We start from the raw sequence: 19,961 nt of genomic DNA, 5'->3' as shown, positions 1-19,961 counted from the left end.
TTTAATTCTCTTTATTAAATATAATAATTTTATATTCATGTTTTGTTAATATTTTTATTTAATTTTCTTTATTTCTTTTATTCTTTTAATTAATAAAGGCTGTATTGAAGGATATGTTAATTCTTTTGGTTCTTCTTCAAATAACTTAACTTCTCCTATTTCAAAATTTGGTAATTCTCCTAAAGATTTTATTTCTGCGTAGAATAAAGAAGCAAAACTTTTTTCTCCTTCTATTATTAAAGAATAATCATTTATATATGTTATTTTAAATTCTTCTGCTCCTGTTTCTTCTATTAACTCCCTTTTAGCAGTAAAATTTATATCTTCTCCAACTTCTCTATGCCCTGCTGGTATTTCCCAAGTTTTTCTTTTTTTATGTTTTACATAAACCCATTTATCTCTATACCTAGAAACTATTATTGCATAAAGTAACTTTTCATTTTCTATTGTATTTTTTTCATAAAATTCAATTTCCATATGTTTCTCCAATTTTAAAGTATCAGTTAATTTAATTTTTATTCAATTTATTTAAATATATGTATTTTCCCACTATCATTTAAATTTTTTAAAATAATAACTATAATTGGTAAAATAAATAATCCAAGGAATCCAAATATTTTAGCTCCCATAAACATACATACTAACATTACTAAAGGATGCAATCCTACTTGCTGACCAACAATCTTTGGCTCTAATATATTTCTTATTACAGTAATAGTTACATATAATATTGCAAGTCCTATTGCTAATCCAAAATTTCCCTTAATAGCTTCTATTATAACCCAAGGTATCACTACTCCACCTGTTCCCAGCACTGGAAGTATATCTACTAATGCTATTAATGCTGCTATTGTTATAGCACTCTCTACTTTTAAAATAGACAGCCCTATTGATAATTCAATAAAAGTTATACTTATGATTATTGCGTATGCCTTTATAAGTTTAAATAAAGTTCCTACTATATAATCCTTAACATCTAATATTATGCTAGAAACCTTATCTGGAAATTGCCTAGTTATGAAACTTGTAATATTTGTATAGTCCATTGCACAAAAGAATGATGAAATGATAGATAATATAACTATAATAAAAAATGTTGGAACTGATGATACTGTAGAAGATACAAATTTAACAACTCCTGATGATATGTTAGTAATTATACTTCCTAATGACTCAACAAGTGAGGAAGTTATATCATTAATTCCCTGTACTAATGCAGGATCAAGTTTTGCTATTAAAATCTCTATTCCATCAAGTAAATCATATACAGCTGGTTCTATATTGGTTAAATAAATATTAGGCAAACTAATAAATACTGATTTTAAAGCTACAAACAATTTAACAACAAGTAAAGCAAAAAGTGCACCAACAGTTGCATAAAAAATTAGAACTGTTATTCCAGCTACTAACTTTCTATTTATTCTAAACTTACTTGATATGAAATTAATTAGCGGCTTTAATATAAATGCTATCCCAAACCCTATAACAAAAGGCATAAACCATCCAAGCCCATATTTAATAGTAATGTATATTATTGCTCCAACTATTATTAAGTATATAGTATTTATAATAAACTCTCTTTTTTTCTCTACTCCCATTTTTTATCTCCTTAATTTTTTATTTAAATTATACAATAAAAAATTTGTATTTTAAATTTCTAACTTTAATATTAAGCTAAAATTCAGAATTTAATTTCAATTTATTTTTGATTTCTAGAAAAATAAGAGCTCTCTATATTCTAACTAATCTAATTTTAATAATGCCACCCATGTAATAATTTCCAATTTAATATATTACTGTTAACAGCTATTATTTAAAAATTTCTTTATTATATATTTTTATATAATAAAATAGAGAAGACAATGCTTCTCTATTTATAATTAATAATCGGTACTTAATAATTAAGGCAATAATCTAACTAGCCAAATTACAAAATATATTTATTAACTTCATTTGGAATTTTTATCTTAATTTTTAAATATAGTCGTCATATTCTGGCTTATTGGTTAAGTCACCCAATAAATGTTTTATTTCTTGATCCTTATTTTTATCCATTATTAATATTACATCTCCAGCATCCACTATAACTAAATCCTTTATTCCCAGACCAATTATTAAATTTTTATCTCCAAAGATAGCACAATTCTCACTATCCTGAAGATATACATTATTACTTATTTTATTATTTCTATCTTCTTCTAAATACCTACTTAAAGCTGAAAAGCTTCCTATATCATCCCATATAAAATCACTTTTTATTACAAAAGCTTTTCTAGTTTTTTGCATAATTCCAAAGTCTATTGATATTCCATCTATTAAAGGATATTGTTCATTTATAACTTCCTCTTCATCCTCTTCTCCAATGTGTTTGTATATTTCCATTAATGATTTATATAATTGAGGTAAATATTTTTCTATCTCTCTTAATATTACATCTGCTCTAAATACAAACATCCCAGAGTTCCATAAATAAGTTCCTTTTAATAAAAAGTCTTTTGCAACTTCTATATTAGGCTTTTCTGTAAACCTCGCTACTTTATAAGTGGGTATTTCCGATTGTATTCTTTGTCCCATTTCAATATATCCATAACCTGTTTCCGCTCTAATTGGTGTTATTCCAAGGGTTACTATTCCTCTTCTCTTATTTGCAATATCCACAGCTTGTGATAATGTTTCTATATAAACCTTCTCAGATTCTATATGGTGATCTGAGGGTAAAACAACCATAACAGCATCCCCATCTTTTTTTAAAAGCTTAACAGCTGATAGACCTATACATGTAGCAGTCTCTTTATAGACGACAAAGGTTATTTATATGAAAAATAATTAACATTTTAATATTTGCTAAATTTAAAGTATATATTAACCTCTTTTTCCTTACTTTCACCAACTTCATTTATAACAATCTTATCTATTAAAGTCTCAACTAATTTTCTATCAATACACTCCCCATCAAGTAAAGCCTTTAATTCATTTTTATATATTGATGATAAATCATTTTTTATAGATTTCTCACTTATCAAAATAATAAATTTTTCTCTCTTTTGAAGTAATTGCTCTTGCTCTATTTGTAACAAATTCAGTATATTATTAAAATTATATTGAGAAATTATACCATCTATTTTATCCTCATAAAGCTTCTTAACTTTAATATTTAACTTTGATATTTTCTCGTTAATACTATCTAGTTGTTTCTGCAAATCATCAGAAATCTTTATTCTATCATAATTTTCATATATAGATTCTTTATCTATACTTTTATATATTAACTCTTTTAAATTACTGGATACTATTTTGATTAGATCTTTTTCCTTAATACTATGAGAGGTGCATCTTTTTCCACCCATTTGACTATTTACACATTTATATCCCTCATATTTTCCTCTATAGGTCATAGAACCTATACAGCCTCCACAAACTAATACAGTAGAAAATGGATGTATTACTCCATTCTTATATCTATAGTTTCTATTACTTCTCATAACTATCATTTCTTGAACTCTATCAAAAACTTCTTTATTAATAATTCCTTCAAATTCATCCCCATATATCCATTCCTCCTTAGATGTGAGTACAATTTTTTTAGATTTATAAGAAGGTTTTTTATACCTTCCCTGAACCATGTAACCTCCATACTTAGGATTCCTTAATATACTTATTATTGTATTGTTGTTCCATTTACCAAACCTATTTCTACCAAAACTTTTTATATTTTGAGCAGGAGTTGGTACCTTTTTATCATTTAAATATGTTGCAATTTTTCCTGCACCCCACCCCTTTAAATATAATGAATATATTTCTTTAACTACCTCAGTTGTATCATCTAATTTAGGGATTAAAATAATCTTCTTTTGATTTTCTTCGTAAACTTTACTAAATTTATATCCATATGGAGGTTTTGAGGCTATACTACTTCCATTTTGCATCCTCGTATTAAGTGCTGATTTTACTTTTCTGCTACAATCCTTTATATACATCTCATTAAGTATATTCTTAAACGGTATAATATCATTAAATTCATATATAGTATCTACATTATCTAATACAGATATGAACCTTATATTTTTAACTTTGAAATAGTCCTCAAGATAATATCCTGCTAAAATATAATTTCTTGAAAACCTTGATAAATCTCTAGTAATAACCATATTGATTTTCCCATTTTCAATATCATTTTTCATTCTTATGAATTCATCTCTTTCAAAGTTTGATCCTGATCTCCCATTATCTTCATATATATCCACCATATTGTATATTGCATCAGTATCACTCTTAGACTTCTCAAGCAACCACTTTTTTAAATTATCTACTTGTACTGGTATTGATTCTGATTGTTCTTTTTTATCAGTACTAACTCTAGCATATATTGCTACATTCCATATTTTATTCATCTTTATCCACCTCTGATTCTATAGTGGATATATATCTATTGTCATTATAACGTAAATCGCAACTACTCTTTGCTCTAAGAATTAAATCATTTATTTTATCATTTACTAAATCTTTAAATAAATCTTCAAACCTTTCTTCTCCATAAATAATATTTATTCTCACACTTTCACCTAAATTTAATTGCTATAATATATACTATTAATATTTAAAAATTTAATTCACAAAATGCTAGGAAATAACCTCCTAACTTCATCTTACAAAAACTGTCATCTAACATTTTTTCTCTACTTAATTAATTATGGATTCTCTATTCTCAAATAATCACTTTAATTATTAATATTAATTCCTTAGATTTGTATAATAAAAATAGAATTTTTATCTTAACATATTTATTTTAAAAATAAGTAAACCATCTATGCCTGTATATTGACACAGATGGTTCACAATTATAAGTTATATATAATATTTTATTTAGCGTTAGTTTTAAAATGTAAATAATAATCCTTAATAAATTTATCATTATTAGCATTAGTTATTGCATTTTTGGGCACTACTAAAAAATACTCAGTTGAATAACTATATTCATTTTTTGGTGTAACCCTTAATACATTACCTTCAATAGTAACATCTTTAGGTATTTCTACACCATTAATAGTTTTAAGGGCTATATTATCAAACTTTTCTCCATTTATAATATTACTATCAAATATTAAAGATATAGGCTCAATACTATCTGCTGACACTTTATCTGCATTTCCCCTTTTAGGTATTGAATCCTTAACTAATAGTACCCCTTTAGAATTATTAAAATATTTATTTGATCCTCCAAATTCCAAAGTATTTACCTTATTATCTAAACTTCTTACTACTACTGACACTCTACCACCAGCTGGTACATTTAGCTTGCTATTTGAAGACATTTCACCCTTTTCTTTTTCACTACCATCTTTATTATATATCACGTAATCTATTAATCTAATATTATAACTGCTTGTATTTAATATATTATGGGCTACTGTATCACTATTTACAAACTCATACTTCTCGTTTAAATTTAATGATACTTTAAACAATGCTTCTTCTGTAGTAATACATCCAGTAAAATACTTATTAGCACCACCAAAATCTATAGATGTAGACTTATTATCTAGACTAGCTACAGTTACTACTAATTTTCCTCCTGCTGGTACATTTAATTTTTTATTATCGGACATTAAACCTATTTCTTTTTCTGTACCATCCTTGTTGTAGATTGAGTAATCTATTAATCTACTATTATAACTGCTTGTATTTAATATATTATGAGCTACTACATCATTATTTACAAACTCATAGCTTTCTCCTAACTTTAAAGCAACTCTTTCCATAGCTTGTACTTCTGTTGTCTTACCTGTAAAATATTTCTTAGCTCCGCCAAATTCTATAGATGTAGACTTATTATCTAAACTAGCTACAGTTACTACTAATCTTCCTCCTGCTGGTACATTTAATTTTCTATTATCAGACATTAAACCTATTTCTTTTTCTGTACCATCCTTGTTGTATATTGAATAATCTATTAATCTACTATTATAACTGCTTGTATTTAATATATTATGAGCTGCTACATCATTATTTACAAACTCATAGCTTTCTCCTAACTTTAAAGCAACTCTTTCCATAGCTTGTACTTCTGTTGGCTTACCTGTAAAATATTCCTTAGCTCCGCCAAATTCTATAGATGTTCCATCATTTGACATAACTACAGTTACTACTAATCTTCCTCCTGCTGGTACATTTATTTTTTTATTATCAGACATTAAACCTATTTCTTTTTCTGTACCATCCTTATCGTAGATTGAATAATCTATTAATCTACTATTAAAACTACTTGTATTTAATATATTATGAGCTGCTACATCATTATTTACAAACTCATAACTTTCCCCTAATTTTAAAGCAACTCTTTCCATAGCTTGTACTTCTGTTGACTTACCTGTAAAATATTCCTTAGCTCCGCCAAATTCTATAGATGTTCCATCATTTGACATAGCTACAGTTACTACTAATCTTCCTCCTGCTGGTACATTTAATTTTTTATTATCAGACATTAAACCTATTTCTTTTTCTGTACCATCCTTATTGTAGATTGAATAATCTATTAATCTACTATTAAAACTACTTGTATTTAATAGATCATGAGCTACTACATCATTATTTATAAACTCATAGCTTTCTCCTAATTTCAAAGAAACATTAGATAATACAGCTTCATTAAGAATTTCTGCCTTAATATTATTGCTATTTTGCTCATAAAATACTACCGAGTTTACATTCTTACTAGTATTTTCAATAGTCACATTCATCTTTCCTCCAGCAGGCAATTCTATTGAAGAAAAATCTCCTAAAAATACCTTACTTATCTCTTTACCATCTTTATCATATATTATGTAACTTACTGTTCCACTACCGTTTTTATATAATTTTCTTTTATTATTTAAATCAGTATTGGTAAACGAATAGCTCTGCCCTTTATTGGCGTTTTGAACTATATTATTACTAGTACTAGCCCAGGATACAACTATATCAGTCTGTGACATAAGAAAGAAAAAGAGCATCCCCAAAGACATTATTCTTCTAATTAATACATTTTTCACACCATCTCCACCTTTAATTAGATAATTTTACATAATAATACATACAGTGTTTATTTTACCACAAATTCTCCATATTGTTAATTTAAAACATAAAATTATAGAGCAAACTATAAATTAATTTTTAATTTTAAACTACACATAAAAAAGACCCATATCATCTACTAAGGGGTCTCTTTATTCATAGGCTCTGTAAATATATTATTAGAATTTATATTACCTAATTCTTCTTTTATTTTATCTTTATACTCCTTGTTAGTAACCACATAAATATTTTCCTTCTTAATTAAAGGAGTTATTCTATCTACAGTATTTTGTAAAAAACTTTTGTTATTTATAACCTTCAAAAATTGTTTAGGCTTACTTGACCTTGACAAAGGATAAAGTCTAGTTCCTTTTCCTCCTGCTAATATTAGCCCGTATATCAATAACTTTCAACTCCATGTAATACTATAATACATTCTATGCTATTTATTTTTATTTTGTGAAATTTTTAATATTTATAAAAGTTTTTTCTATTTAGTATCCCCTCTTTAGACAAATTTTATGTATTGACATTTTTCTAAAATAAGTTTAAAATTAGTCTATAATTTAATATTTCCATTAAGAGGGAGTAGTAAAAAATATAACGTCAACATTCGCGACCTTACGGTCTGGTGTTATATACCAATTTGGTTACGAGACTTTTAATACAGTTTTTCATAACTTGAAAATTGTATTAAGAGTCTCTTTTTGTTTATAGGCTCATATATTTCTAGGCTAATTTTTATATAAAAACACAAAATATTAATACTAAATAGTTTGGAGGAATTATTATGGAAAAATTTTTTTCTAAGCCATATGAAGAAGTGTTAAAACAGTTTAATGTATCTAAAAGTGGTTTAAGTGAAAATCAAGTAAAAGAAAATTTAGAGAAATTTGGGTACAACCAATTAACTGAAAAGAAAAAACAAACTATGCTACAGGTTTTTTTAAGCCAATTTAAGGATTTACTTGTAATAATATTAATTGTAGCTGCTATTATATCAATGGCTACAGGCAATGTTGAAAGTACTTTAGTTATTTTTGCTGTTATAATTTTAAATGCTATATTAGGTACAGTTCAACATTTTAAAGCAGAACAGTCATTAGATAGCTTAAAAGCACTTTCTTCCCCTTCTGCAAAAGTTTATAGATCTGGTAAAAAGGTTGAGATTCAATCTAAGGAAATTGTTCCAGGAGATATTTTAATATTAGAAGCTGGAGATATGGTCGTTGCAGATGGTAGAATAATTGAAAACTTCTCACTTCAGATTAATGAAAGTTCTTTAACTGGAGAATCTGAAAGTGTAAATAAATTTGTTGATTTAATTGAAAGTGAAGAAATAGCTTTAGGTGATCAAAAAAATATGGTTTTCTCTGGCTCTTTAGTTACTTATGGTAGAGCTTTAGTTGTTATAACTGGCACTGGAATGAATACTGAAATAGGTAAAATAGCTCATTTAATGGAAGAAACTCAAGAAAAACAAACTCCATTACAAGCTAGCTTAGATGATTTTAGTAAAAAATTAGCTATAGGAATATTAATAATCTGTGCTTTAGTTTTTGGTCTTAGTCTTTATAGGGGCACTAATATGTTAGATTCTCTTATGTTTGCTGTTGCCTTAGCTGTTGCTGCTATACCTGAAGCATTAAGCTCTATAGTTACAATTGTACTAGCCTTAGGAACTCAAAAGATGGCTAAGGAAAATGCTATTATTAAAAAACTTAGAGCTGTTGAAGGCTTAGGTTCAGTATCTGTAATCTGTTCTGATAAAACAGGTACTCTTACTCAAAATAAAATGACTGTAAAAAAAGTTTATATTGATAATAAATTAATTGATGGTGAAGAAATAGATTTAAATGACGAAGTTTCAAATTATTTAATTAATAGTTCAATTTTATGTAATGACTCTACTTCTAAAGAAGGCGTTGAAATTGGAGATCCTACTGAAGTAGCTCTTGTTAACTTAGGTCATAAATTATCATTGGACGAACTGTCTATAAGAAAATCTTATGCTAGATTATCTGAATTACCTTTTGATTCTGATAGAAAGCTTATGAGCACACTTCATCACTTTAATGATAAGTACTTAATGTTTACTAAAGGTGCTTTTGATGTATTATTAGATAGAGTTAAAACTATTAAAACTTCTGAAGGTGTAAGAGAAATTACTTATGAGGATAAACAAAATATAATTAATTCAAATAAACAATTATCTCAAAGTGGATTAAGAGTTTTAGCATTTGCTTATAGAGAATTTGAATCTTCTCAAGAATTAACATTAGATGATGAAAATAATTATACATTTATAGGTCTTATTTCAATGATAGATCCTCCAAGAGAAGAATCTGCTGAAGCTGTTAAGGATTGTATCACTGCTGGAATAAAACCTGTTATGATTACGGGAGACCATAAGATTACAGCATCTGCCATTGCAAAACAAATAGGGATTTTCAAAGATGGCGATAGAGCTATTGAAGGAATAGAACTTGATAAAATGTCAGATGAAGAATTAAAAAATAACATAGAGAAAATTTCAGTTTATGCAAGAGTTTCTCCTGAACATAAGATACGAATAGTTAGAGCATGGCAAGAAAAGAATCAAATAGTTGCAATGACTGGAGATGGGGTTAATGATGCTCCTGCTCTTAAACAAGCCGATATTGGAATCGCAATGGGAATTACAGGAACAGAAGTATCTAAAGATGCAGCTTCTGTAATATTAACAGATGACAACTTTGCTACAATAGTTAAATCTGTAGCTAATGGTAGAAATATATATAAGAATATAAAAAATTCTATTAAATTCTTGCTATCAGGTAACGCATCTGGTATATTATCTGTTTTATATACTTCATTAATGGCTTTACCGATGCCATTTGCAGCAGTACATTTATTATTTATAAACCTTTTAACAGATAGTTTACCCGCTATTGCAATAGGAATGGAAAAATCACAAAAAGATTTATTAAAAGAAAAACCTAGATCAAGAAATTCATCTATATTATCAAAAGATTTTATATATGAAATAGCAAGTGAAGGATTAGTTATTGCAATATTTACTTTAATAGCCTTTTATATTGGATTAAGAACAGATAAATATGTTGCATCTACAATGGCTTTTGCAACACTTTGTTTAGCAAGATTATTCCATGGATTTAATTGTAGAGGAGATAGATCAATATTTTCAATTGGATTATTTTCAAATAGATATAGTTGGATGGCATTTGGTATAGGATTAGTATTATTAAACTGTGTACTATTTGTTCCATTCTTAGAAAACTTATTTGAAGTTGCTAATTTAACAGGTACACAAATCGGATATATTTACTTATTAGCATTTATACCTACTTTAATAATACAAGTTGTTAAAGTAATTAGAGATTCAATAAATGATAGAAAGCATACTAATCATACTTCTTCACAAGAAAAAGAAAATGTAGAAAAAGTAGCTTAATAAAAAGTTTCATAAAAAGCAGTTTGTACTACGTACAGACTGCTTTTTTTAATAAACTTCATATGGTATTTCAAATTCTGGCATTCCTCCTGCATAAGGCGCTATTTCATAATAAGGAAAATGAATTATAAGCTTTTCATTATCTATATAAAAGCTTTGATCATCTTTTATCCCATTAAATCCATCTTTACCAGTGAAATAATACTCTGGATTTTTATTTATTTCCTTTTGTATAACTTCATTTATAAATTTCTTATAGTCATATCCTTTTTTAAATAAATCTTTTAGTTCTAATTTTTCTCCTGTAGAAATATCTACATTATATGTTTTTCTAGTAGTAATTCCATGTGCCCCACCACTAAACTGATAGTAATCTATAAAGAAGCTTAATATTTTCTTATCATTAGTTAAAGTATATCTTGCATTTAATTGATATGGAATTGTTGGATTAAATTCTTGGCTAACATCTTTTACATCTTTTATCCACATGTCAGTCCAATCCAAAATTTCCTTGTTGATAACTTTTTCTTTATCTTTATTAGCTAATCCTACTATTTGTGGGATTTCGACATCTATATTTATGAAGTTTGTATTTTCTTTTATAACCTTATCCACAAGCATTGGATTTTCGACAATATTACTATTAAAATTTATTAACAATGCTTGTGGATAAATGTGGACAACCTTTAACAATAACACTGTAATTAATAACCCTCTACAAACTTTTCTCATATGACTATATCTCCTGTTTTTATAAATTATAATAATTTTCTGCATTTTCAATAATTATATCTACAATATATTATCTACAATAGTGTTAATAATTATTAACACTATTTTCAACATAGTTTGCACAACTTATCCACAGGGACATGTGGATTATGTGTGTAACATACAGATTTTTACTGTAATTTATTTCTATACAAATCTATAAAGTTCACAGACCTTTGTATTATAGCCATTTACACGTCTGTGGATAACTTTTCAATATTTTAATAAACATCCTAAATTAATAAGAAAAAGCTATAAGCTGCAATAATTTAACAGCTTATAGCTTTCTAATCATCAAAATCCTTTGTTCTTCCTGAATTACCAATTAATAAATTTAACTTTTTTAACTCTGTATATGTTAAGTCTCTCCACTCTCCAATTTTTAAATTATCTAATTTTATATTCATAATTCGTATTCTATTTAACTTAACTACATTATAACCCAAAGCTTCACACATTCTTCTTATTTGTCTATTCATACCTTGAGTTAAAATTATTCTAAATGTATTTTTATTTTCTTTTGTGACATAGCATTTTTTAGTTACTGTACCTAATATTCTTACACCATTTGCCATGGAGTCTATAAACTTTTCATCAATAGCTTTATCAACAGTAACTATATATTCTTTTTCATGATTATTTCCAGCTCTTAATATCTTATTTACTATATCACCATCATTTGTTAGCAATATTAATCCTTGTGAATCTTTATCTAATCTTCCTATTGGAAAAATTCTCTTTTTATGATTTACAAAGTCAACTATATTTCCCTTAACCTTTTTTTCTGTAGTACATGTAATTCCTACTGGTTTATTTAATGCTATATAAACTAAATCATCAATTTTCTTTATAGATTTACCATCTACTCTAACATCTGCTTCTTCTGTTACCTTCGTACCCATAACTGCTTTTATTCCATTTACAGTAACTCTACCGCTTTCTATAAGCTTATCTGCTTCTCTTCTCGAACATATTCCTGTTTCACTTATAAATTTATTTAATCTTATTTCATTTCCTCTATCATTATGTACTATTACATACTTTTTCTCACTATTCTTTTGCTTCATAATTTATCACCTTTTACAGATTTTATGGACTTACCTTATGTTCATCTCCTGAATTATTTAACATAACTTTAAGTTTCTCTTCTTCAATAAAATTTTCTGTTTTCTCTAAAACTCCATATTTTAAAGGATTCCCAGCTACAGTAACTATTACTCCTGATTCAGGAAACATTTCATTGCTAGCAGCATAATTTAATATATTTTTTATTGAATCATCTATTTCAGAGTTATTTACATTTAATTCTTTTAGCATATTTCCGCCTTTTTCTGTTTTACTATAAGAATCTATAACTCTATTAAAGCTGTTTACCTCTAATGTAATTTCAGAAGTAGTTTCTATTACTACAGTTTTATCAATGGATCTATACTTAAATATTGATATCATAAGTATAACTACAATTAAGCTAATTAATATTGAAAATTGTAATTTATACTTCTTAATAGAAATAGCTTCAGTACTAATTAAATCTTCTCCAACTTTATTTTCCTTACCGCACTTAACCTTTACAAACTCACCTTTAAAAGTTAATACTATAGCCTTCCTAATCCTCTTTTCTAGTATAATCCCCCTATGCTCTGTTGACTTTATAAGCTCAGAAACCTCATCTACTCCCATTATGTTAACAGCTTCAACTATTTGTATATACTCTTGTAGATACTTGTAATTAGGATTTGATAATATAACAACATATGTTATTATATGCTCTTTCCAATTGTGAAAAAATTCTTTTTCTATTGGTGTTCTTTTGAAAAGTCTATTTATTGGAAATTTCTTTGTTGTATTTAAGTATTCAAAAAGTTCTACATCTTCTATCATAAAATAGGCTATATTTAAAATTTTGTTTCTTACATTATATGATGGCTCTTCATGTGTTAAATCTTTAATAAGTATTTTATAGGTTAAAAGTTCATTTTTTAACCTTCCTATTTCTTCTGACCTTTTCTCAACAACCTCTTCTAAAGCTAAATTTGATGGAGCCTTAGTTGAGAATTTATATTTATCACTTTGAAAATTGCTCATTATTCTCCTCCACTTTGTAGATCCTTTGTTTCTATAAGCTTACCTTTTACTATAACTCTTTCCTTAGCTCCAACAGTACAAGTTATTAAGGTAATTGTTGCATCATCTGTTTTATCTAAAACATCAACCCTACTTGGATCAACTATAAAATTTTCATCTATTTTGTATATATACTCTTTCTTATTTGCCTTAACTATAATATCGTCTCCTGCTTCAACTTTGTACAAGTTTACAAATGCTTCTGAATAATCTGATACCCTGTGACCAGCTACCACGAAATTTCCTTTTTCTCCTGGTTTTGCTGAATCTTCAAAATGACCTAAGTAATACTGAAGTACATTATCAGACATTCCTTCCACTAAGCCTTGAGATAAGTTTATACTTGGAATTTCAATTAAAGCAATAGGTTTATATCCATTAATTGATTTATCACCATTATCAGATCCCTCACTTTTCGGATCTTCATTTATTACTTGTTCTAAAATATTTTGAAGCTCTTTTTGTTTCTTTGAAGTTTCCATTTTTTTATAAACAATTGATATTATCAATGCTAGTCCAACTATTATTAAAATAATCCCTATTACTCTTCTAATCTTTTCTTTCAAATTCATCATCTCCCATTAAACATTTATACCACTCTATCATATATTATATCATAAACATTATGGACTTTTATAATATATATGTTCTAATTATTAATTTACATTACATTTTGTATTATTTATTTTATAGTAAAATCTCATTAGCAGTATATGAAGAAAATTTAAAAGCATATATATTTTTGAATTTTATATATAAGTTCCTGTAATACCGAATTACTTATACTATAACAAAGTGTATTTACTTTAATTAAATTAATGCAATTTATTAGAACTTATATATGCTTTTTATAGTCTATTAATATTTTAGGAGCAACTTATGAATAGAAAAATAATTTATGTAGATTTCGTCCTTAAACGTAAGAAGCTTTCATCTAGGACCATTCACTTTATTTACAAGCTTAATATTAAATTAAATCATCTTATTAATAAAATATTTAAGAAAAAATCTGTAAAAAATAATTCTAAAGTCTATCCCTTTAAAAAAGTATTATAGTTCTAAAAAATAAATTTTAAATATATCTTCTATATTTATGGTAAAATAATTCTATAATTAATTTAGAGGTGATAAAGTGAGGATAGGATTAGGATACGATGTACATCGTTTAGTTGAAGAAAGAGACTTAATAATAGGAGGAGTTAAAATTCCTTATAAACACGGTTTACTTGGACATTCAGATGCTGATGTATTACTTCATGCAATTATGGATTCATTGCTTGGTGCTTCAGCTCTAGGTGATATAGGCAAGCATTTTCCTGATACAGATAAAAGATTCAAAGGTATTTCAAGTTTAAAACTTTTAAAACAAGTAGGATTACTTCTTTCAGATAATGGTTATTCCATAAACAATATAGATGCAACTATTATTGCTCAAAAACCAAAAATGTCTCCTTATATACAACAAATGAGAGAACACATAGCACAAGCTTTAGAAATTGATTTAAGTCAAATTAATGTTAAGGCAACTACTGAAGAAGGACTTGGATTTACTGGCAGTGGTGAGGGTATATCCTCTCAAAGTATATGCCTTCTTACAATGGATAATAAATAATTAAAAAGTTAAGAATTAAATTAAGGCTTATAAAAAGCAAGGAGATAACTAAAAAAGTTATCTCCTTGTTTTTTGGTTTATATATTTAAATTTTTACAACAGCCTTATTTATTTCTCCAATGAATGTATATAGCTATTATAGCACATATCCCCATAAGATATGGATAAAATAAAAATTTCATTATTGCAAATGGTGATAAAGCTGCAAGACCTGCTGCTGATATTAGTTGAGCTCCATATGGTATTATGCCCTGAAATACACACGAAAACATATCCATTATCCCTGCAACCCTCTTTGGTTCTAAATCAAATTCATTTGAAATATTTTTAGCTATTGGTCCAACAGTTACTATTGCTACTGTATTATTAGCAGTACAAATATCTACTAAACTTACTAGGGTTGCAATACCATACTCAGCCCCTCTTTTACTTTTAAAATTCTTCAGTCCTTTGTTAAGTATAAAGTCTATTCCACCATTAAACTTTATTATCTCTATTGTTCCAGCTATAAGTAATGAGATTATTATTAGCTCACTCATACCAGCTATTCCATCAGATATAGAATTAAATAATCCCAATAAGTCAAAGCTTCCAAATATAAATCCTATTATACCTGAAGACAAGATTCCAAGTAATAAAACTATTATTACATCAACTCCAAGTAAAGCTGTTATTATAACTATTATATAGGGTAAAATTTTGAATATATTAAAACTTAAAGAATCTAAACTAACTACATTTGCATTTCTTGTTAATACCATGAATATTAACGCAGTTATTATTGCTGCTGGAAGAACTATTATAAAATTCATTTTAAATTTATCTTTCATTTCACAACCTTGAGTTCTTGTTGCTGCTATAGTTGTATCAGATATTATTGAAAGATTATCTCCAAACATAGCACCACTAACTACTGCTCCAACTGCCAATGCTGTTGCTATTCCTGTCTTGTCTGCTATTCCAACTGCAATTGGAACTAATGCAACTATTGTTCCCATTGATGTTCCTATAGATAAAGCTATAAAGCAACCTATAATAAACATTCCAGGTATTAATAGACTACTTGGTAATAAAGATAATCCTAAATTTACAGTTGAGTCTACTGCTCCCATATTTTTAGCAACTTCAGCAAAGGCTCCTGCTAATATAAATATTAATATCATTAATAAAATATTAGTGTTTCCTGCTCCCCTGCAAAAAACTTCTACTTTTTCATCAAACTTTACTTTTCTATTCATAATTAATGCTGTTAGAGCTGCTACTAAAAAAGGAACAATAACTGATACAGCATAAAAATCTTTTGCTATTATAGATGTACCTAAATACACTAATAAGAATACTCCCAATGGAATTAAAGCTAGTCCATTACCTTTGTTTTTCAAAATTTCTTCCTCTCCTTTTAAAAATATAAATTATTTATAATTACAAAAATTAAAAAGCTCCTGTAGAAATACAGAAGCTTTACTCACACATATAAAAAATTATAGTTCGCCTCTTATCTACCAGGTTTACCTGCAGGATTTAGCACCTTAAGAATTAATTAAAATTCTTGGTTGCTGGGTTTCATAGGGCCAGTCCCTCCACCACTCTTGATAAGACTTTTAAATTTTGCACTATAATAGTATCAATTTAATATACTATTGTCAATATGAAAAATATTCCTAACACCTTATATAAGTCTTTTATTTTTAAAGTTACTATTAACAATAAAGTATTTAGTGTTAAATGTTCTATAAATAGAAAAAAAGAGATTACATAAAATTAATCTCTCTTTTAATGGTGCGTTATCAGGGGATCGAACCCGGGACACCCTGATTAAGAGTCAGGTGCTCTACCAACTGAGCTAATAACGCATATGGAGCGGGTGATGAGAATCGAACTCACGTAACTTGCTTGGAAGGCAAGGGCTCTACCATTGAGCTACACCCGCAAATATTATTGACAGTAATATTATATATTTAGTAATTATTACTGTCAATAATTAGTTTTACCTTTAAATTATTTCTGTAAGGGATTTTAATAAAATATCTCTAAATCGCTCTCCATGGCTCTTATTTTTATCAGCTTTTTCACATACTTCTTTCCAATCTGAAATAATTAAGCTAGTTCTCTCTTTAAATTCTCTTTCACTTGTTGTCATATAGCTTGAATTTATAACAAATTCCCCTAATTCTTTTGGTGTATTAAAAATTTTTAAATATAAAAATTCTCTATTGTCTCCGTACCAAGTTCTATTAAAGTCTCTAGCAAACTTTTGAAGTGCCCTAATTAATTTATCTTTAGGTAAAGCCCAACACTCCTTTATCATTTTTACATGTCTTCTCATATTATCTGCTTCTTCTTTAGATATTTTTTTATTTTTTTCTCCATCTGAAATTATTATTTCTACTGGAATGTTTGGAACATTAACAACTAACCTTTCCTTTCCATATATCCATTTATAAAAGGCTTCTTGTAAAAATGAATATTGAATATATCCTAACAATATTTTTTCATTTGGAAAGTATGCCCATGTATTATTAAGTCCGTTATTCTTGCAAAAAACTAAGCTATGGATATATATACTTTTTTCATTAGGTAACTTATCCATAAACATATGTCCTCTTATAGTTTTATTTTCATTAATTAATTCTTCCCAGTAATCAAATGAATCATAACTATGTCTCACTGTATCACCTTTCCTTCAGTCTCGTAATATAATATACTATATATATATTATATAGTATATTATACCACCTTTACAAGTATTTTTTAAGAATATAACAAAGTAAATATAAACACTTTATTATAACAATATAATTCTATGTATTAGGATGCACGTATTTTTAGCGTAAAATACCTACTCACCCAATGATATACTTTTATATCTAATTTGAAATAAAAATAAATTTATTTTATAATATTATTAAAGATATAAAAAGGAGGCATGACTTTGTACCACTGTGAAATTTGTGGATCAAAAGCGGATATTCATCATATAGTTCATAAACACGAAGGTGGCTACGATATTAAGTTAAACTATAAATATCTTTGCAACTACCACCATAGAGGGAAACATGGTCCTCATAACTGTATAGAAACTGATTTAAAGTATAAACTTGAATTACAAGATAAGCTTTTTAAGCTCTTACCAAAAGATTACTATACAGCTAAGGAACTTTACAATATTTTAGAAATATCTCATTCTTCTTTAAAAAAGTTAATCAAAAACCTTAAACTATTTAAAGAAGGATACTCTAAAAAAGAAATAATAAAGAACCTCATGGGTGGTAAACTCTACTCCTATGCTATGCTTCAAGAGCTTGAGTTAGAACGTCTTTTCCATAATATTAATATTAGCTAAAATTTAACTTTATATTCAAGTTACCATTTATTTGTATATGTAATTAAATTATAGATATTTTTAATGAATTTTAATAACTTTATATAAATTTTTTCCAATTAAAAAAGCTTCTTAAAGATTATACATTTCTTTAGAAGCTTTTATTTTATTCAATACCTAAAATTTCTAATATATTCTTTTTGTTAAATAATATCCTGAATCTTTAATACAACAATATGCTTTCTAATTTAATAGGCTATCCTTAAAGTTCTTTAGCAACCTTATTTATTTTTTCTTTTAAGCTCATTAAATTTTTTCTAATTTCTGTGAATTCCTCACTTAACAGAATCTTATCTCTAACAACAACCTTTCCATCGACTACTACCGTATCTACATTACTAGGATTAGCCGAATAAACTATAGTAGCATAATAATCATATATTGGTTGCATATTAACAGATTTTGTCTCTATTAAAACTAAATCTGCCTTTTTTCCTATTTCTATGGATCCAACATCTTCACTCATTCCTAATACTCTAGCTCCACCTATGGTAGCCATCTCTACTAATTCTATTGATGGTAGTAACGTTCTATCCTTATTAAATAACTTATGTATCTTACCTACTTGTGACATTTGAGTTATTATATCTAAAGTATTTCCACTCATAGGCCCATCCGTTCCAAGCCCTATGCTTATTCCTTCTTCTTTCATCTTGACAATAGGCGCTACACCTTTTGCCCCCTTAGAATTTGCACCTATGTTATGGGATACACCTACTCCTCTTTCTTTTAATATTTTTATATCTTCATCATTAACTAACACTGTATGTGCTGATATAAAATTAGAATCTAATATACCCAAGCTATCTAAATATTGAACTGGAGTTAGATTATACTTTTCTCTATATTCACTTATTTCATAATCCATTTCAGCTACGTGCATAGTTATAGGAACATTATATTCTTTACTTATTTTATATGCTTCTTTTAATGATTCATCTGTATTAGTATATGGTGCATGTGGTGCTATTCCTGGAGTTATTAAAGTATCATTCCTCCATTTTTCAATAAAACGCCTTGAATAATCTAATCCCCCAAAAGGCTCTTTAGTATCTGGCGCGACGAAGTTTACTATGGTTTCACACAATACTCCTCTTATATTTACTTCTTTAGCTGCCTTTGCAACTTCATCTTCAAAGTAGTACATATCACAAAAAGTAGTTACTCCCCCTAATAGCATTTCAGCTATAGCATATTTAGCACCTATATAAGTTAACTTTTCATCAACTAACTTTTGCTCTAATGGAAATAAATATCTTTTTAATCTATCCTTATAATCATCTGCCAAACTTCTAAAAGGAACCATTGATGAATGAGTATGACAATTTATCATTCCTGGCATTAAAATTCCTTCTTTTCCATCTATAACCTCAAATTCACATTCATTTGAACATCTATTTTTATTTATATATCTCTCTAGAGAATCATCCTCTAAACTAGCATCTCCAATATATGTTATTTTATTTCCTTCAAAAGCAACTACTCCATTTTCTATCATGTCTTTATTTTCATTCATAGTAATTATAGTAACATTCTTAAATATAGTTACCTTACTTTTTACTTTCATA

15 protein-coding genes, 2 tRNA genes, 2 pseudogenes and 1 riboswitch are annotated in these 19,961 nt (G+C 27.2%); of the genes and pseudogenes, 3 read left to right on the top strand and 16 right to left on the bottom strand.

All coding sequences use genetic code 11. The features are described 5' to 3' along the window. Positions 1-54 precede the first annotated feature (54 nt). The 7 genes and pseudogenes from ACZJV1_RS02245 to ACZJV1_RS02215 all read right to left on the bottom strand — a co-directional run. Complete coding sequence (locus tag ACZJV1_RS02245) at positions 55-477, bottom strand: NUDIX hydrolase (RefSeq protein WP_460289062.1); 423 nt, start codon at positions 475-477, stop codon at positions 55-57. A gap of 47 nt (positions 478-524) precedes the next feature. Then, entirely contained in the window at positions 525-1,598 is a 1,074-nt protein-coding gene (ytvI, locus tag ACZJV1_RS02240; RefSeq protein ID WP_463651279.1) for a sporulation integral membrane protein YtvI, read from the bottom strand. Positions 1,599-1,974: 376 nt separating this feature from the next. Beyond that, positions 1,975-2,793: pseudogene (locus tag ACZJV1_RS02235) on the bottom strand (mannose-1-phosphate guanylyltransferase); the annotation flags it as partial. Positions 2,794-2,834: 41 nt separating this feature from the next. Further along, positions 2,835-4,391: a recombinase family protein gene (locus ACZJV1_RS02230; protein WP_463651278.1), complete on the bottom strand. Its 1,557-nt coding sequence runs from the start codon at positions 4,389-4,391 to the stop codon at positions 2,835-2,837. After that, positions 4,384-4,554 (bottom strand): hypothetical protein, encoded by a 171-nt coding sequence (locus tag ACZJV1_RS02225; protein WP_463651277.1) that lies wholly within the window; start codon positions 4,552-4,554, stop codon positions 4,384-4,386. Before ACZJV1_RS02225 ends, ACZJV1_RS02230 begins: the two co-directional genes overlap by 8 nt. A gap of 305 nt (positions 4,555-4,859) precedes the next feature. Then, a complete protein-coding gene (locus tag ACZJV1_RS02220) occupies positions 4,860-7,028 on the bottom strand; it encodes an Ig-like domain-containing domain (RefSeq protein WP_463651276.1) in 2,169 nt (722 codons plus the stop codon). A gap of 167 nt (positions 7,029-7,195) precedes the next feature. Then, positions 7,196-7,453: pseudogene (locus ACZJV1_RS02215) on the bottom strand (sugar phosphate nucleotidyltransferase); the annotation flags it as partial. Positions 7,454-7,840: 387 nt separating this feature from the next. Here ACZJV1_RS02215 and ACZJV1_RS02210 point away from each other — a divergent pair. Then, entirely contained in the window at positions 7,841-10,504 is a 2,664-nt protein-coding gene (locus tag ACZJV1_RS02210) for a cation-translocating P-type ATPase (protein WP_463651275.1), read from the top strand. 48 nt (positions 10,505-10,552) lie between these two features. Here ACZJV1_RS02210 and ACZJV1_RS02205 read toward each other — a convergent pair whose 3' ends face one another. From ACZJV1_RS02205 to ACZJV1_RS02190, 4 genes are all read right to left on the bottom strand, one after another. After that, positions 10,553-11,236, bottom strand: a complete 684-nt coding sequence (locus ACZJV1_RS02205; RefSeq protein WP_463651274.1) for a DUF3298 and DUF4163 domain-containing protein — start codon at positions 11,234-11,236, stop codon at positions 10,553-10,555. 326 nt (positions 11,237-11,562) lie between these two features. Continuing rightward, complete coding sequence (rluF, locus tag ACZJV1_RS02200) at positions 11,563-12,342, bottom strand: 23S rRNA pseudouridine(2604) synthase RluF (RefSeq protein ID WP_463651273.1); 780 nt, start codon at positions 12,340-12,342, stop codon at positions 11,563-11,565. A gap of 22 nt (positions 12,343-12,364) precedes the next feature. Further along, positions 12,365-13,360, bottom strand: coding sequence for an anti-sigma factor domain-containing protein (locus ACZJV1_RS02195; RefSeq protein ID WP_463651272.1), 996 nt, complete (start codon positions 13,358-13,360; stop codon positions 12,365-12,367). Next, the gene (locus ACZJV1_RS02190; protein ID WP_411169643.1) at positions 13,360-13,965 is read right to left on the bottom strand and encodes a sortase; all 606 of its coding nucleotides are present in this window, start codon (positions 13,963-13,965) and stop codon (positions 13,360-13,362) included. Before ACZJV1_RS02190 ends, ACZJV1_RS02195 begins: the two co-directional genes overlap by 1 nt. A gap of 566 nt (positions 13,966-14,531) precedes the next feature. On the opposite strand from ACZJV1_RS02190, the gene ispF reads away from it, so the two are divergent. Beyond that, positions 14,532-15,011, top strand: a complete 480-nt coding sequence (gene ispF, locus ACZJV1_RS02185; protein ID WP_463651271.1) for a 2-C-methyl-D-erythritol 2,4-cyclodiphosphate synthase — start codon at positions 14,532-14,534, stop codon at positions 15,009-15,011. Positions 15,012-15,115: 104 nt separating this feature from the next. Here the strand turns inward: ispF and ACZJV1_RS02180 are convergent, their stop codons facing one another. From ACZJV1_RS02180 to ACZJV1_RS02165, 4 genes are all read right to left on the bottom strand, one after another. Then, complete coding sequence (locus ACZJV1_RS02180) at positions 15,116-16,393, bottom strand: Na+/H+ antiporter NhaC family protein (RefSeq protein ID WP_463651270.1); 1,278 nt, start codon at positions 16,391-16,393, stop codon at positions 15,116-15,118. A 110-nt stretch (positions 16,394-16,503) separates the two neighbouring features. Continuing rightward, a riboswitch (SAM riboswitch) is annotated at positions 16,504-16,610 on the bottom strand. Between the two features lie 178 nt (positions 16,611-16,788). Further along, positions 16,789-16,864: transfer RNA gene (locus ACZJV1_RS02175), tRNA-Lys, on the bottom strand. 3 nt (positions 16,865-16,867) lie between these two features. Beyond that, positions 16,868-16,941 (bottom strand) — tRNA-Gly (locus ACZJV1_RS02170). 63 nt (positions 16,942-17,004) lie between these two features. Continuing rightward, complete coding sequence (locus ACZJV1_RS02165; RefSeq protein WP_460289054.1) at positions 17,005-17,679, bottom strand: hypothetical protein; 675 nt, start codon at positions 17,677-17,679, stop codon at positions 17,005-17,007. A gap of 264 nt (positions 17,680-17,943) precedes the next feature. Between ACZJV1_RS02165 and ACZJV1_RS02160 the strand changes: the two genes are divergently transcribed. Beyond that, a complete protein-coding gene (locus ACZJV1_RS02160) occupies positions 17,944-18,354 on the top strand; it encodes an HNH endonuclease signature motif containing protein (protein ID WP_411169639.1) in 411 nt (136 codons plus the stop codon). Positions 18,355-18,595: 241 nt separating this feature from the next. On the opposite strand, the gene ACZJV1_RS02155 is transcribed toward ACZJV1_RS02160, so the two are convergent. Beyond that, positions 18,596-19,960 (bottom strand): amidohydrolase, encoded by a 1,365-nt coding sequence (locus ACZJV1_RS02155; protein ID WP_463651269.1) that lies wholly within the window; start codon positions 19,958-19,960, stop codon positions 18,596-18,598. Position 19,961: the final 1 nt, after the last annotated feature.

It is taken from the genome of Clostridium sp. LS3 (assembly GCF_055330225.1).
This window is presented reverse-complemented; position numbering and strand designations above follow the sequence as displayed.

What these genes read in the sequence shown, in the direction of transcription:
- ACZJV1_RS02245 (WP_460289062.1), bottom strand. Translation starts at nt 477, where the DNA reads ATGGAAATTGAATTTTATGAAAAAAATACAATAGAAAATGAAAAGTTA.
- ytvI (WP_463651279.1), bottom strand. Translation starts at nt 1,598, where the DNA reads ATGGGAGTAGAGAAAAAAAGAGAGTTTATTATAAATACTATATACTTA.
- ACZJV1_RS02230 (WP_463651278.1), bottom strand. Translation starts at nt 4,391, where the DNA reads ATGAATAAAATATGGAATGTAGCAATATATGCTAGAGTTAGTACTGAT.
- ACZJV1_RS02210 (WP_463651275.1), top strand. Translation starts at nt 7,841, where the DNA reads ATGGAAAAATTTTTTTCTAAGCCATATGAAGAAGTGTTAAAACAGTTT.
- ACZJV1_RS02205 (WP_463651274.1), bottom strand. Translation starts at nt 11,236, where the DNA reads ATGAGAAAAGTTTGTAGAGGGTTATTAATTACAGTGTTATTGTTAAAG.
- rluF (WP_463651273.1), bottom strand. Translation starts at nt 12,342, where the DNA reads ATGAAGCAAAAGAATAGTGAGAAAAAGTATGTAATAGTACATAATGAT.
- ACZJV1_RS02195 (WP_463651272.1), bottom strand. Translation starts at nt 13,360, where the DNA reads ATGAGCAATTTTCAAAGTGATAAATATAAATTCTCAACTAAGGCTCCA.
- ACZJV1_RS02155 (WP_463651269.1), bottom strand. Translation starts at nt 19,960, where the DNA reads ATGAAAGTAAAAAGTAAGGTAACTATATTTAAGAATGTTACTATAATT.